General features: G+C 60.9%; 13 protein-coding genes and 3 pseudogenes. 3 read left to right on the top strand and 13 right to left on the bottom strand.

The features are described 5' to 3' along the window. The first annotated feature begins 74 nt into the window (after positions 1-74). Positions 75-1,130, top strand: a complete 1,056-nt coding sequence (locus BMS17_RS22020) for a permease (protein WP_046032613.1) — start codon at positions 75-77, stop codon at positions 1,128-1,130. A 296-nt stretch (positions 1,131-1,426) separates the two neighbouring features. On the opposite strand, the pseudogene BMS17_RS22015 reads toward BMS17_RS22020, so the two are convergent. The 7 genes and pseudogenes from BMS17_RS22015 to BMS17_RS21990 all read right to left on the bottom strand — a co-directional run bounded on the left by BMS17_RS22015 (position 1,427) and on the right by BMS17_RS21990 (position 7,232). Continuing rightward, positions 1,427-2,382 (bottom strand): annotated as a pseudogene (locus BMS17_RS22015) (IS110 family transposase). A gap of 44 nt (positions 2,383-2,426) precedes the next feature. Further along, complete coding sequence (locus BMS17_RS30055; protein WP_371916704.1) at positions 2,427-2,600, bottom strand: hypothetical protein; 174 nt, start codon at positions 2,598-2,600, stop codon at positions 2,427-2,429. 166 nt (positions 2,601-2,766) lie between these two features. After that, positions 2,767-3,870, bottom strand: a complete 1,104-nt coding sequence (gene mnmH / locus BMS17_RS22010) for a tRNA 2-selenouridine(34) synthase MnmH (RefSeq protein WP_046032749.1) — start codon at positions 3,868-3,870, stop codon at positions 2,767-2,769. Continuing rightward, entirely contained in the window at positions 3,870-4,904 is a 1,035-nt protein-coding gene (gene selD / locus BMS17_RS22005) for a selenide, water dikinase SelD (RefSeq protein WP_046032748.1), read from the bottom strand. The genes mnmH and selD overlap by 1 nt, the downstream gene beginning before the upstream one ends. 147 nt (positions 4,905-5,051) lie before the next feature. Continuing rightward, positions 5,052-6,008 (bottom strand): zinc-binding alcohol dehydrogenase family protein, encoded by a 957-nt coding sequence (locus BMS17_RS22000; RefSeq protein ID WP_046032747.1) that lies wholly within the window; start codon positions 6,006-6,008, stop codon positions 5,052-5,054. A 28-nt stretch (positions 6,009-6,036) separates the two neighbouring features. Then, positions 6,037-6,210, bottom strand: a complete 174-nt coding sequence (locus BMS17_RS21995) for a DUF1427 family protein (protein ID WP_077431753.1) — start codon at positions 6,208-6,210, stop codon at positions 6,037-6,039. 242 nt (positions 6,211-6,452) lie between these two features. Then, a complete protein-coding gene (locus BMS17_RS21990; RefSeq protein ID WP_175648986.1) occupies positions 6,453-7,232 on the bottom strand; it encodes a helix-turn-helix domain-containing protein in 780 nt (259 codons plus the stop codon). A gap of 145 nt (positions 7,233-7,377) precedes the next feature. Here BMS17_RS21990 and BMS17_RS21985 point away from each other — a divergent pair, with 145 nt between their 5' ends. Beyond that, the gene (locus BMS17_RS21985) at positions 7,378-7,605 is read left to right on the top strand and encodes a DUF6555 family protein (RefSeq protein WP_046032745.1); all 228 of its coding nucleotides are present in this window, start codon (positions 7,378-7,380) and stop codon (positions 7,603-7,605) included. A 73-nt stretch (positions 7,606-7,678) separates the two neighbouring features. On the opposite strand, the gene BMS17_RS21980 is transcribed toward BMS17_RS21985, so the two are convergent. The 3 genes from BMS17_RS21980 to BMS17_RS21970 form a co-directional block, all read right to left on the bottom strand. Continuing rightward, positions 7,679-7,846, bottom strand: coding sequence for a metallothionein (locus tag BMS17_RS21980; RefSeq protein WP_077431752.1), 168 nt, complete (start codon positions 7,844-7,846; stop codon positions 7,679-7,681). Positions 7,847-7,918: 72 nt separating this feature from the next. Next, a complete protein-coding gene (locus BMS17_RS21975; protein WP_046032743.1) occupies positions 7,919-8,374 on the bottom strand; it encodes a DMT family transporter in 456 nt (151 codons plus the stop codon). Then, complete coding sequence (locus tag BMS17_RS21970; protein WP_077431751.1) at positions 8,374-8,859, bottom strand: DMT family transporter; 486 nt, start codon at positions 8,857-8,859, stop codon at positions 8,374-8,376. The genes BMS17_RS21975 and BMS17_RS21970 overlap by 1 nt, the downstream gene beginning before the upstream one ends. Positions 8,860-8,970: 111 nt before the next feature. On the opposite strand from BMS17_RS21970, the gene BMS17_RS21965 reads away from it, so the two are divergent. Next, positions 8,971-9,906 carry a LysR family transcriptional regulator gene (locus tag BMS17_RS21965; protein WP_077431750.1) on the top strand — a complete coding sequence of 312 codons (936 nt, stop codon included), beginning with the start codon at positions 8,971-8,973 and terminating at the stop codon, positions 9,904-9,906. A 163-nt stretch (positions 9,907-10,069) separates the two neighbouring features. Here BMS17_RS21965 and BMS17_RS31030 read toward each other — a convergent pair. From BMS17_RS31030 to BMS17_RS21955, 3 genes and pseudogenes are all read right to left on the bottom strand, one after another. After that, a pseudogene (locus BMS17_RS31030) lies at positions 10,070-10,660 on the bottom strand (methyl-accepting chemotaxis protein); the annotation flags it as partial. A gap of 315 nt (positions 10,661-10,975) precedes the next feature. Further along, positions 10,976-11,746 (bottom strand): annotated as a pseudogene (locus BMS17_RS31025) (cache domain-containing protein); the annotation flags it as partial. A gap of 150 nt (positions 11,747-11,896) precedes the next feature. Further along, positions 11,897-13,213: a Na+/H+ antiporter family protein gene (locus BMS17_RS21955; protein WP_175649046.1), complete on the bottom strand. Its 1,317-nt coding sequence runs from the start codon at positions 13,211-13,213 to the stop codon at positions 11,897-11,899. Positions 13,214-13,448: the final 235 nt, after the last annotated feature.

Below are 13,448 nucleotides of genomic sequence, written 5' to 3'. Positions count from 1 at the left end.
ACAGCCGGTGAAGACCACGACAGCCAAGGGGCGGGCTATCATGTATGCAACTTCCCCTTGTCTGGACTCTCTCCATGTCACTCTCATCCGCAGTTGTCCCCGCCCGGGGTTGGTCGTTCTGGTGGAAACCTGCCCTTTTCGTCCTGGTCGCCTGTATCGGCCTCTATTACGTCAAGTGGTCGCCTTACTACCTGAAAGCCTTCATCGCCGCTGACAATCACAGCATCGGCGCCTCCATCCTCAATGACGAACAGACCGCCCCGCTGGCCGCCGCGCTGACGTACGCGAAGGTGTACTTCCTGGCGATCTGGAAAGCCGCCGTGCTGGCCGTGATTCTCGGCTCCCTCCTGCAAGTCCTGATTCCACGAGACTGGCTGCTGCGCCTGTTCGGTCGCGCCAGCTTCGCTTCAACCTTGCGTGGCGGCCTGTTCGCCCTGCCGGGGATGATGTGCTCGTGCTGCGCCGCCCCGGTGGCCGCGAGCATGCGTCGCTCGAATGTCTCGGTCGGCGCAGCGCTGGCCTTCTGGATCGGCAACCCGGTGCTCAACCCCGCGACACTGGTGTTCATGGGGTTCGTGCTGGGCTGGGGGTTCACCGCGTTGCGATTGGTCGCCGGGATTGTGCTGGTGTTCGGGGTGTCGATGATCGCTCAACGCATCAGCGGCCCGGAAACACTGCCTGAAGCCGCCGTCGAGGCAGTGGCCGAAGTCAGCGAAAAAGATACCCAACCATTCCTGACACGCTGGGCCAAAACCCTGTGGAGTTTGTTCTGGAGCACCATCCCGATCTATATTCTGGCAGTCCTGGTGCTGGGCGCGGTGCGGGTCTGGGTGTTCCCGCACATTGACGGGGCCATGGCCAACGGCCTGCTGTGGCTGGTGCCGCTGGCAATCATCGGTACGTTGTTTGTGATTCCTACCGCAGCAGAAATCCCTATCGTGCAAACCATGATGACGTTGGGCATGAGCACCGCCCCGGCCGTGGCATTGCTGATGACCCTGCCGAGCATCAGCCTGCCGTCGCTGCTGATGCTGCGCAAGGATTTCGATGCGCGGGTGCTGGTGAGCGTGGCGCTGATGACCATGGCAATTGGTGTGATCAGCGGGTTGATCGGGGCGGCGTTGCTCTAGGTTTTGTAACACCGGTCAGATCGCCTTCGCGAGCGGCTCGCTCCTACATCTATGGTTACCCCCTTTTCTGCAATACTGTTTTTGATGTCGTGTTTGGCTTGCTTTCATCTATCCGGCGTCTGAGTGGGGCTGTCACCCCGCGCCTCRATGAGAATCGATGCCCAACGACCCTAATTAGTKGAACGGCCTTACAGCCGTGTAGGAGCTCAGGGTTGTCGTCAGGCCGGTTGGCCGTTCACGTCATCAGTTATCCAGCATCGCAAAACCAGGTGGGTGGTGCTCGGGTGACAGCGGGGTCAGGCGTTCATCGCGGCTGGCCCCGCATCGAATTCAGTGTGGTGTGCGGCTATCGCCCARGCGATTCTTGCCAGCTTGTTGGCCAGCGCGCAGACCACGAGATTGGAGTGGTGGCGAGTGGCTAATAGTTGGCGGACCCAGTCCGCCAGGGCACCTTTCTGTCGTTCCAGCTGTATCAAGTACACACGGGCGCACTGGATGAGCAGGCGCCTCTGATTTCGATCGCCGCGCTTGCTGATGCCCAGCAACACGRTYTTGTCGCCCGTGCCGTGCTGTTTGGGTACCAGCCCGATCGCGGGCCGACACACGGCATGGTCATCAAACGAGCCGCCAGATCATCTTCAGCGGCCCGGCATTCCACCTCCTTGTCCAGCGCTTTGACCTTCCCATCCAGATAGTTGAAGTGCTCATGCAGCCCCATCAGRATTTTTTTGATGGAGCCGGAAAATGAACTCATCTCAAGCAACGCTGGAAGTTCTTTGATGGATTTGAAGCCGGGAGCCAGGCTGATACCCACCTCCAGCAGGGCGGCGTGAATCCGATTGACGGTGGCGGTACGGTCTTTGATGAAGGCATCGCGGGTGGAGTTGAGCATCGCCAGCGCCTGCTGAGCCTGGGTTTTGGGGGGCACGAAGCGCATCGTGGGGCGAGACGCCGCCTCGCAGATCGCTTCGGCATCAGCGAAGTCGTTCTTGTTGCTTTTCACGTAAGGGCGYACSAGATGWGGMGCAATRAGCTTGGGCGTATGCCCCAGYTTGGCGACYTCCTGYGCCATGAARTGGGCRCCGCCACAGGCTTCCATCACGACGGTGCAGGGCTCCAGTTTCGCCAGATATTGGGTGAGCGCTGCCCGCGTAAACTTTTTGCGGTGAACCTCGTGGCCGCGATCATCTTGGGCATGCAGATGAAAGGAGTGTTTTCCGAGGTCGATGGCGGCAATAGCTACGTTGTTCATGGCAATGATCTCCGATGAGCCCCCTGTGAAAGCTTAGTGGGCGATCACAGGGGGCAGCGGGGGTACACGACGGTGCAGGGCTCCAGTTTCGCCAGATATTGGGTGAGCGCTGCCCGCGTAAACTTTTTGCGGTGAACCTCGTGGCCGCGATCATCTTGGGCATGCAGATGAAAGGAGTGTTTTCCGAGGTCGATGGCGGCAATAGCTACGTTGTTCATGGCAATGATCTCCGATGAGCCCCCTGTGAAAGCTTAGTGGGCGATCACAGGGGGCAGCGGGGGTAGCCATTTCATTAGTGGATCTCGGAAGTACACACAATCTGTGTTCACTGAAGATTCAATGTGGGAGCGGGCTTGCCCGCGATTGGGGCCAGTCACTACAACCTCAACCTTGCTGATTGACTCGCTCGCGCAGGTATTCGAGTACCGCTACCCTCTCCCCAGCAAACTCGATCCGCGCGCCTTTCTTCTCCCGCTGAAACGCATACATCGGGTCGTAATACTCACGAAGCAACCCTTCAATCCAGCCTCGGTGCAAATCCACTGCACCGCTTCGGCCCTGCTCGGCCAAGGCTTCTTCCATCAATATCAACATCCGGCGATGGCGTTCGCCGCCCAGGCGTTTCTGGACATTGTTCAGGCTTTCCAGCAAACGTGCGCAAAACAACGCAAACCCTTCATCGCCATGCACGCCGATGAACTCGGCACACAGGTCCACCACGTAGTCGCGCAATATCCGTTCGACACGCCCTTCGAGGCTGTCTTCCAGCCAGACCATCGGAAATTGCTGCATGCCCTGATACAGCGGCAACGGCAATGCGCAACTGCCGACCGCCCGGCTCTCGTCTTCCAGCACAAACTGCTCGATGCCGTGGGCACGTTTTTTCAGGACATCCACCGCCAGACGGTTTTCAAAATCAATGTTGGACGGCTGCCCGGTCGCGCGCTTGCCGAAGCTGGAGCCGCGATGATTGGCGTGGCCTTCAAGGTCCAGCCCGTTGCTCAACTGCGTCAGCACTTCGGTCTTGCCGGTGCCGGTCATGCCGCCCAGCAAGACGAAATCGCACTGGGTCACCGCCTGATCGAGCGTGTCGAGGAGGAACGTGCGCATGGCCTTGTAGCCGCCACCGACCCGGGGATAGTCAATGCCGGCTTCGTCCTTGAGCCATTGCTGGACGATCTGCGAACGCAAGCCGCCGCGAAAACAATACAAATAGCCCTCGGGATGCGCCCGGGCGAAATCGGCCCAGGCCTGGATGCGTTCAGCCTTGATCTCGCCGGACACCAGTTGATGCCCCAGCGTAATGGCCGCTTGCTGCCCGTGCTGCTTGTAACAGGTGCCGATGCGCTGGCGTTCGCTGTCATTCATCAGCGGCAGGTTGACCACCCCCGGGAATGAACCCTTGCTGAACTCCACCGGCGCGCGGGCATCCATCATCGGCCGGTCGTTGAGAAAGATGTCGCGGTAATCGGTGAAGTCGATCGACATCAAAACACCTCAACCGCGTGTGTCTGTCGCTCAACCAGTTCGCCGATCGGCTCAAGGCTCAGGCCCAGCTCGGCCGCCACTGCCAGGAACTGTTCGTTGCCCTCGGGCGTGACCGCAATCAGCAGGCCACCGCTGGTCTGCGGATCACACAACACGCGTTTGTGCATTTCCTGAAGCCGCCCCAGTTTGCTGGCATAACTGTCGAAGTTGCGCAGCGTCCCGCCCGGTACGCAGCCTTGGTCGAGGTAATACTCAACCCCTGGCAGGCGCGGCACGCGGTCGTATTCGATGCGGGCAGTCAGGTGGCTGCCGTCAGCCATTTCCACCAGGTGCCCCAGCAGGCCAAACCCGGTGACGTCGGTCATGGCGGTCACGCCGTCGAGCTTGCCGAAACGGCTGCCGGGTTTGTTCAGGGTGCACATCCAGTCGCGGGCCAGGCCGATATCGGCGGTACGCAACTTGCCCTTCTTCTCGGCGGTGGTGAGGATGCCGATGCCCAGCGGCTTGGTCAGGTAAAGCAGGCAGCCGGCGGTGGCCGTGTCATTGCGCTTCATGTGGCGCTTTTCCACGAGCCCGGTCACGGCCAGGCCGAAGATCGGCTCCGGCGCATCGATGGAGTGCCCACCGGCCAGTGGAATCCCGGCTTCATCGCAGACCGAACGGCCACCGCGAATCACTTCCCGGGCAATCTCCGGCGCCAGCACATTGACCGGCCAGCCGAGGATCGCAATCGCCATCAGTGGGTCGCCGCCCATGGCGTAGATGTCGCTGATGGCATTGGTGGCGGCGATGCGGCCGAAATCGAACGGGTCGTCGACGATGGGCATGAAGAAGTCAGTGGTCGAGACTACGCCGCGTTCTTCATCAATGGCGTACACCGCCGCGTCATCGCGCGAGGCGTTGCCGACCCAGAGTTTGGGGTCGAGGTTCTGTGCCCCGCTGCCGGCCAGAATCACCTCCAGCACCTGGGGGGAAATCTTGCAGCCGCAACCTGCGCCGTGGCTGTATTGGGTCAGACGAATCGGCTCGCTCATGGGAGGCACCTTGGGAAGTCAGTGCGAGCGATTCTAGCATTGTGTCTGGTGATCGTTCCGAATGCCTCAACGGACGCTCCCGCGTTCGACTAGTGACGCGGAGCGTCCCGGGCTGCATTCCCACGCAGAGCGTGGGAACGATCACCGTTACGGCAACAGGATCACTTTGTCGCCACTGCCCTGATTCACTTCTGAATACCGCTCCAGGCCTTGGGACAGCGGTGATTCAAACAAGCCCTCGGGCAATGGCAACAACCCCTGATCGAAAAACTTGCCGAACTGATCGAGCATCGCCGCGCACGCCTGAACCCCGTACAACAATGAGTTGATCCCGACCACCGAGCCACCCTTGCGATACAGCGCCAGCGCCGGCAATTGCACCATGCCGTCCACCGGTGCGGCGATGATGGCGATACGACCGAACGTCGCCAGTGCCGGGACTGAGGCCGGCAGCCAGAACCCGGTGGTGTCGAAGATCACGTCAGCGCCGCCGCTGTACACGGTGTTCACCTGAGCGCCCAGGTCTTCCGGATTATCCAGTTGCAGGGTTTGATAGCCCTGAGCCTGCAATTCCTTGACCTGCTCCGGTCGCCGCGCCGCCGCCAGCACCTGAGCTCCGCGCACCTTGGCCAGCGCCAACGCCGCGCTGCCCACCGCGCCGCCGCCGATCACCAACAATCGCGTTTGCGCCGTCACCAGGCTGCGCTCCAACGCATCCCAGGCCGTGGTGTACGGCACGCCGAGGCTGGCGGCCTGGGCAAAACTCAGGTGGGTCGGTTTGAGCGCGACACCGTTGGCCGGCAGTTTGACGAATTGCGCATGGGAGCCATCGGCAAAGAACCCCAGCTCACGCCCGGTGCCCCAGACGTCCTGACCAATCAACGCCTGCGGACCTTCAACCACGACACCGGCAAAATCCCGACCGGGAATCCGTGGCAACGTGGTGTAGGGAAAACGCCCCAGCACATTTTTCACGTCGCTGGGGTTGAGGCCCGCGGCCTTGATCTGCACCAGCACTTCATCGGCGCCGGGTACCGGCGTGGGCACGTCAACGTAGCGCAGGGCCGAGAGGTCGCCGGTTTTGTCGAACTGCAATGCTTTCATGAGCGTTTCCATCGAGTAAATAAACGGTTCAGGAGATCCAGCCAGCGACCAGTTGCCGCCCCATGGGCCACAACTTTTCACCGGCCAGCATGCCGAGCAGCCCGACCAGCGCGATAGCCGGCGGTGCGGGGGAACGAAAATCCAGTGCGCCGTAGAGCAAACCGACGCCCAGACCGATGGCCAGTGAGATGAGGTAGCTCATGGCTGACTCCGTGGGCTATTAAGATAGGCCAGAGTCTAATGGCAGGTTGCGCCGGGCATCGGCCAAGTGCTTCTGCTTTCCGGCCAAAGCACTAATGCCGAATACAAGACGACGTGTAGCAGCTGGCGAAGCCTGCGTCCGGCGGCGAAGCAGTCGTAAAATCAGGCAACGCGGTCGTTCAGTAATACCGTGCTAGTAGGTTCTACGACTGCTTCGCCGCCGGACGCAGGCTTCGCCAGCTGCTACAGGGTTTGGTGATGGCTGGAAAATTGTGAGGGTGCAATGCCCAGTTCCCGGCGGAACATGTCGCTGAAACTGCTCGGCGAATAGCCCAATTCGCGCGCAATGGCACTGACCGGCACACCCTGAATCAGCTCGGCCACGGCTGTCGCCAGTTGCACCTGTCGCCGCCACTCGGCGAACCCCATGCCCAGACCGTCCTTGAACAAGCGCGCCAGGGTGCGCACGCTGGCACCGGCGCTTTCGGCGTGTTGTTCAAAAGAGATGTCCAGCGATGGCGCGGCCATGACGGCCTGACAGAGGTTGATCAGGCGTCGGTCGGAATCATCCGGCATCGGGATTTTCAACTCGGAGCGCTTGGCGCGCCTGAGTTCCAGCAGTGCAAGGCCGACCAGCGCCTCGTAATACTCGGGCGCGCCGTTGTCGCCCTGCTCCACCAACCCGACGATCAGCTCGCGCAGCAAGCCGCCAACCTCGATCACCTGAACGGTTTCGTCCAGCGTCGCCGCCAGTGCCGGCCGCAAGTAGATATTGCGCATCTGCAAGTCCGAGACCACGCGAATCCCATGGGGCACGCCCGGTGGCAGCCACACCGCCCGTTGCGGCGGCACGACCAGCGCCTCATGGGGCGTTTCGACCCACATCACCCCGCTCATCGCATACAGCAACTGGCCCCAGACATGCTCGTGTGGCTCGATGAACAAGCCGCGCGGATAGGTACGTGCCAGTGGTTGCACAGGCACATCGGTATCACTCAGGTCGGGGGGTGCGGCAAGGGCCATGGGCAGCATTCATTGGGGTATTGAGACATTGCATGGTAACCAGCCCAACGTCTGCTCGCCACTGGTCGCCGCCACCTGACAATCCAACTGAATTTTCCGCGACACCGACGATCCCTCTATTACCACCGGGAGGAATACGGGCTTTATGAACAACGCAAAACTTTTCGTCATTGAATACACCCTTCATGGCGCCCCCAAGTCATTCATCATCCGCCTGGACAAGATGGACAACGCGGAGGCCTGGCATTGGGCGAGCTGCGACGCCGGGGTGGGCCGGATCCCGCGTTTCGGCCGGGAGAAGGTGCAAAAGACCAGCAAGCCGATGGCAGAGAAGTTCGGCGTCGAGAACGTGACCTGGCGGCCAGCGAGTTAACGATGAAATGCATGAACACCCTGTGGCGAGGGAGCTTGCTCCCGCGCCACAACGTTATCTGAACAGACTTGCGCTATTTGGCATGAGCACACTTACATTCCTTGTGGGAACACTCTTCGCCATGTTCATGGTGCTTGGCACAGGCTTCACAGCAATAGTGTTTACCGTGGCGCGCTATCGGATGCTCGCCCAGCTTGCACGAGCATTTGGGACAATCGCAGATACTGTCACTGCTGATCATGAGTCAGACTCCATTGGTGTGGTCGTCGGGGTGCCGCACGCGCGGCCCGTCTTACCAGTGTAGGAGTTTGCGTCAGGCCTGCCGCTTGCTGCTGCGATACATGAACACCAACGCCAGTCCCAGACACACCATCGCCACGATCCGGCTGTTCGACAGGTCGATGGCCGGATTACCCAGCCAGCCGAAATTGTCGATCAACATGCCCATGCCCAGTTGCCCGACAATCACCGCCACAGTCGCCACCGCCGTACCGACCCTTGGCACCGCGCCGACCATGACCATCATGTACACCACCCCAAACAGCGCGCCACTGAGTTGCCACTTCGGCACGTCCAGCAAGCTCACGGCCTGCGCCGGTTCGAAAAACAGGATCAGCAGTCCGGTAACCACTGCCCCCACCACGAAGGTCAGCAAACTGCTGCGCAACACGCCAACCGTTTCGCCCAGACGGCCATTGATCGCCGCCTGCACACTCAACACCGCACCGGCCGCCACGATTACGGCCAACAAAATAATCAGATTCATCATCAACCCCGAGCGATCAGAACAAGTGCCACGACAATCAACAGCAACGCCAGCCAGCGTTCACCGTTGACCTTTTTGCGGGCGGCGCCGAACCAGCCGAAGTGGTCGATCAGTACGCTTTTGCCGACCTGCCCGCAGAGGATCGCGATCATGGTCATCGCAATGCCGATGTGCGGCGTGGCCAGGGTCAGCACCACCACATAGATCGGCCCGAGAAAGCCACCGATCAACTGCCAGCGCGGCAAGGTGTTCAACGCGGGGCCTTGTTGCGGGCCGCTGAACAACAGCAGCAAAAACAGAATCGCCGAACCGACCCCGAAGATGCTCAACGTCGCCCACAAATGCCCGACCTGAACCCCGAGCGGCCCAAGCAGCCCGGCCTCCACGGAAAGGCCCATGCCGGCGAGGATCACCAGCGGCAACAGCAATAGCCGCAGCCCTGGTTTGGTCGCGGGTGTGACCGCGGTGTCAATTGAAGACGCTTGCATAAGGGAAACCTGCCTGTAGAAACAATGGCCGGCATTATCCAGTGGCAGAGCTTTGCGATAAATGGGAGCATCCTGACAACACTTTTGCGCAACTCGCACAGCAGGACGAACATGCACGCTCTCAACGAACTCGGATTCAAGGCACTTCGGCTGTTTGTCGCGGTGCTCGACCATGGCAGTTTTTCCGAAGTGGCGCGGCGCGAAGGCCTGGCGCCCTCTTCGATTTCCCGGCAGATCCAGCTAATGGAACAAGCCCTGAGCCAGCAATTGCTCTACCGCCACACCCGCGCCGTAACGCCCACCGAAGCCGGGCGCATGCTCGGTCATCATGCGCGACTGGTGCTGGTGCAACTGGAGGAAGCCGAGCAAGCCTTGCAGGAACAGCAAAGCGAACCGAGCGGACTGGTGCGGATCAACGCCCCGGTGGTGTTCGGCCAACGGCACCTGACGCCGTGGCTGGGACAATTGTGCGAGCGCTATCCCAAGTTGCAACTGGATATCCAGCAAACCGACCACTACATCGACCCGCTGCAAGAAGGCGCCGACCTGCTGTTTCGCATCGGCCCGCTGCACGACTCCAGCATGCAGGCACGGATCCTCGCGCCGCACCGCTTTCAAGTCGCCGCCAGCCCGGCCTACCTCGAACGCCACGGCACGCCGCAACGCCCTGAAGACCTCGCAGCGCATCAATGCCTGGCCTACAAAGGCGCGACAGGCCTGCAACGCTGGTTTTTCCGCAAGGATCAGCAGGACTGGACGCCCTACTCGGTCAAAGGGCCGATCACCGGCAATCACGCTGACACCCTGGTTCAAGCCGCCGAACAAGGGTTGGGGTTGGTGATGTTTCCGTCATGGTTGATTGGCGAGGCAGTGCGCGAAGGCACGCTGGTGCCGGTGCTGGGGGACTTTCAGGTATCCAACAGCCTGGAGCCGCAGCAGATTGCGGTGTTGTGGCCGGGCAGCCGACGGTTGTCGGTGAAGGTGCGGACGGTGATTGATTTCTTTGTTGAATGCTTTGGGGCTGTGCCGTATTGGGACAGACCGTAGCATCAACATAAATCTGTAGCAGCTGGCGCAGCCTGCGTTCGGCTGCGCAGCAGTCGTGAAATCAGTCGATGCGGTGTTTCAGGAAGACCTCGCACTCAAGGTTTACGACTGCTTCGCAGCCGAACGCAGGCTGCGCCAGCTGCTACAAAGAATGCTTAACGGCTCAGATACGGAACTGGCCGACCAGTTTGCCAAGGCGCTGGCCGAGGTCAGCCAGGCTGCGCGAAGTCTGCGCACCGAGTTGCGTTTCATCCGCCACATTGTCCACGGCGACCGCGATCTGATGCACGCTGCGGTTGATCTCTTCGGCCACTGCGGTTTGTTCTTCAGCGGCGCTGGCGATCTGTGCGTTCATCGAGTTGATGGTGCCGATCAACTGCGCCATGGTGTCCAGTGAGGCGCCCGCCTCGTTGGCCTGCGCGGACGTGCCGTCGCCGGCTTCGCTGGAACGGCGCATGGCTTCCACCGCCGATTGGGTCCCGGCCTGCAAGCGGTCGATCATGCCCTGGATTTCCTGGGTGCTGATTTGCGTACGACTGGCCAGCGCGCGAACTTCATCGGCCACCACCGCAAACCCGCGCCCCGCTTCGCCGGCACGGGCCGCTTCGATGGCGGCGTTGAGTGCCAGCAAGTTGGTTTGGTCGGCAATCGAACGGATCACACCGAGGACGCTGACAATCGACGACACGTCTTTTTGCAGGCTGTCCAACGACACACCGCTGCTGCGGATGTCGTCCACCAACGCATGAATCTTCACGATACTGCCGGCCACCACACGCTTGGCGGCCTGGCCTTCCTCGTCAGTTTGCTGCGCAGCCACGGCTGCGTTTTGCGCACTTTTGGCCACTTCCTGAGCCGCCGCCGACATTTCGTTGATCGCCGTCGCGACCTGATCGGTCTCATGGCGCTGACGCTCCATGGCCTGGTCCGAACGCTGGGCCTGGTCGGAGACCTGATTCACCAGACCGGTCAGTTGCGAGGTCATTTCGGTGATCTGGCGCACCAGGCTGTGGATCTTGTCGACAAAACGGTTGAACGAGCCGGCCAGTTCACCGAGTTCATCCTGGCTGGTGATGGACAAGCGACGCGTCAGGTCGCCCTCACCCGCCGCGATGTCATCGAGGTTGGCTTTCATCAGGTTCAGTGGACGCAGAATGGTGTTGGCCAGCAGCAGGCCGACCGCCGCAATCACCAACAGCAGCACCGCGGCAATCCCGACAATGCTCAGCACCACGCCTTCCATGCGTTCCTGGACTTTGGCCTCCACCAGCGCGACTTGCGCTTCGATGCCATCGAGGTTGACCGACGTGCCCACCGCCATGTCCCACTTCGACAGGTATTCGGTGTAGCCGAGTTTAGGCACCAGCACCTGGGTATTGCCGGGCAGCGGCGAGCTATATTGCAGGTAGTGAGTACCGTCCTTGGCGACTTTCACCAGGTCGCGGTTGACGTAGACGCCGTTCGGGTCGCGGTTGTCCTTGAAGCTCTGGCCCACGCCTTCGGGGCTGTTGGCCTTGAACAGGCGCACGGTGTTGGAGTCGTAGCCAAAGAAGTAGCCTTCCTTGCCGTAGGTGATGCTCGACAGCAACTTGATCACCTGCGCCCGCGCGGCATCATCACCGGGGGCGGCCGCGTCGTAGAGCGGTTTGATCGTGGTCATGGCCACGGCAACGTAGCTTTGCAGCGTGGCCTTGGCATCGTTGAGCAGGCGCTGACGGGTTTCTTCGACTTCCTTGTGCGCCTGTTCCTGGAGGACGAAAAGCGTGGTCAGGCTGATAACCAAGGCAAAGAGCAACACCGGGAGAACGGCAAGGGACAGGACTTTAGCCTTCAGGCTCATGCGCATGACGGTTCACTCTTTTGGTTTTGTTGGCGTGGTTAAAGGCTTTAACGGCACGCCAACAAAAAACTGTAGGAGCACGGCTTGCCGGCGATGGCGATTTCAAGGACGCCATCGCCGGCAAGCCGTGCTCCTACAGGGTGGGCCAGGTTAGAGAATCATCGCCGCCGCCCAGCCGAACGCCAGCAGCGGCAGGTTGTAGTGCAGGAAGGTCGGGACCACGGTGTCCCAGATGTGATGGTGCTGGCCGTCGATGTTCAAACCCGAGGTCGGGCCCAGGGTCGAGTCGGAGGCCGGCGAACCGGCGTCACCCAGGGCGCCGGCCGTGCCGACGATGCACACGATCGCCAACGGGCTGAAACCGAGTTGCACGCACAACGGCACGAATATCGCCGCCAGGATCGGCACGGTGGAGAACGACGAACCAATGCCCATGGTCACCAGCAACCCCACCAACAGCATCAACAGTGCGCCGATGCCTTTGCTGTGGTTGATCCACGAGGCCGAGGATTCCACCAGCGTCTGCACCTGACCGGTGGCTTTCATTACTTCGGCGAACCCGGACGCGGCGATCATGATGAAGCCGATCATCGCCATCATCTTCATGCCTTCGGTGAACAGGTCGTCGGTTTCACGCCATTTCACAATGCCCGACACCGAGAAAATCAGGAACCCGGCCAGCGCGCCGATGATCATCGAGTCCAGCAGCAACTGAATAATGAAGGCCGCCACGATGGCGACGCCCGCGACCATCAGGCTCAGCGGGTTGTACTGCACCGCGACCTGTTCGACTTGCTCGATTTTCTCCAGGTCGTAGACGCGTTTCTTGCGGTAGCTGAAAAACGCCACCGCCAGGCCGAACACCATGCCCAGTGCCGGAATACCCATGGCGTGGGTGACGTTGATGCCGCTGATGTCCACGCCGCTGCGGGCGACGTTGGCCAGCAGAATCTCGTTGAGGAAGATGTTGCCGAAGCCCACCGGCAGGAACATGTACGGGGTGATCAAACCGAAGGTCATGACGCAGGCAATCAACCGGCGATCCAGTTGCAGCTTGGTCAGCACATATAAAAGCGGCGGCACCAGCAACGGGATAAACGCGATATGTATCGGCAGAATGTTTTGCGAGGCGATGGCCACCACCCACAGCAAACCGATCAGCAGCCACTTGACTTGCCCCCCACCGCTGGCGTGCTGGCGATCAACCATCGCCAGGGCCTTGTCCGCCAGGGCATGGGCCATGCCGGACTTGGCAATCGCCACCGCGAACGCACCGAGCAAGGCATACGACAACGCGACTGTTGCGCCGCCACCGAGGCCACTATTAAAGGCTTTGAGCGTGGCGTCGATGCCCAGGCCGCCGGTCAAACCACCCACCAGCGCGCCGACGATCAGCGCGATGACCACGTGCACGCGCGACAGACTGAGGATCAGCATGATGCCGACCGCGGCAATTACAGCATTAATCATCGTTACCTCTGGGCAAGCGAAATGAGCTCAGCCGGCAGTCTGCGAAGAGCCGCCAGCGAAGTTAAGAATGGGTTTTATTAGAGGGCGCGCACTGTGCCGCAGCACCGGCGCCTTGTCAAAGTGAACACCGTCCCTGTAGCAGCTGCCGAAGGCTGCGTCGGCCGGTCCGCGCTCGGGCGCAGCAGTCGTGAAATCAGGCAGCGCGGTGAATCAAATGAACCGAGATCACAGG

Origin of the sequence: Pseudomonas sp. C9 (assembly GCF_002000165.1) — a bacterium.
Taxonomy (GTDB): Bacteria; Pseudomonadota; Gammaproteobacteria; order Pseudomonadales; family Pseudomonadaceae; genus Aquipseudomonas.
The sequence above is the reverse complement of the archived record's forward strand: the minus strand, read 5'-3'. Positions and strand labels throughout refer to the sequence as shown.

What these genes read in the sequence shown, in the direction of transcription:
- BMS17_RS22020 (WP_046032613.1), top strand. Translation starts at nt 75, where the DNA reads ATGTCACTCTCATCCGCAGTTGTCCCCGCCCGGGGTTGGTCGTTCTGG.
- BMS17_RS30055 (WP_371916704.1), bottom strand. Translation starts at nt 2,600, where the DNA reads ATGAACAACGTAGCTATTGCCGCCATCGACCTCGGAAAACACTCCTTT.
- mnmH (WP_046032749.1), bottom strand. Translation starts at nt 3,870, where the DNA reads ATGTCGATCGACTTCACCGATTACCGCGACATCTTTCTCAACGACCGG.
- selD (WP_046032748.1), bottom strand. Translation starts at nt 4,904, where the DNA reads ATGAGCGAGCCGATTCGTCTGACCCAATACAGCCACGGCGCAGGTTGC.
- BMS17_RS22000 (WP_046032747.1), bottom strand. Translation starts at nt 6,008, where the DNA reads ATGAAAGCATTGCAGTTCGACAAAACCGGCGACCTCTCGGCCCTGCGC.
- BMS17_RS21995 (WP_077431753.1), bottom strand. Translation starts at nt 6,210, where the DNA reads ATGAGCTACCTCATCTCACTGGCCATCGGTCTGGGCGTCGGTTTGCTC.
- BMS17_RS21990 (WP_175648986.1), bottom strand. Translation starts at nt 7,232, where the DNA reads ATGGCCCTTGCCGCACCCCCCGACCTGAGTGATACCGATGTGCCTGTG.
- BMS17_RS21985 (WP_046032745.1), top strand. Translation starts at nt 7,378, where the DNA reads ATGAACAACGCAAAACTTTTCGTCATTGAATACACCCTTCATGGCGCC.
- BMS17_RS21980 (WP_077431752.1), bottom strand. Translation starts at nt 7,846, where the DNA reads ATGATCAGCAGTGACAGTATCTGCGATTGTCCCAAATGCTCGTGCAAG.
- BMS17_RS21975 (WP_046032743.1), bottom strand. Translation starts at nt 8,374, where the DNA reads ATGATGAATCTGATTATTTTGTTGGCCGTAATCGTGGCGGCCGGTGCG.
- BMS17_RS21970 (WP_077431751.1), bottom strand. Translation starts at nt 8,859, where the DNA reads ATGCAAGCGTCTTCAATTGACACCGCGGTCACACCCGCGACCAAACCA.
- BMS17_RS21965 (WP_077431750.1), top strand. Translation starts at nt 8,971, where the DNA reads ATGCACGCTCTCAACGAACTCGGATTCAAGGCACTTCGGCTGTTTGTC.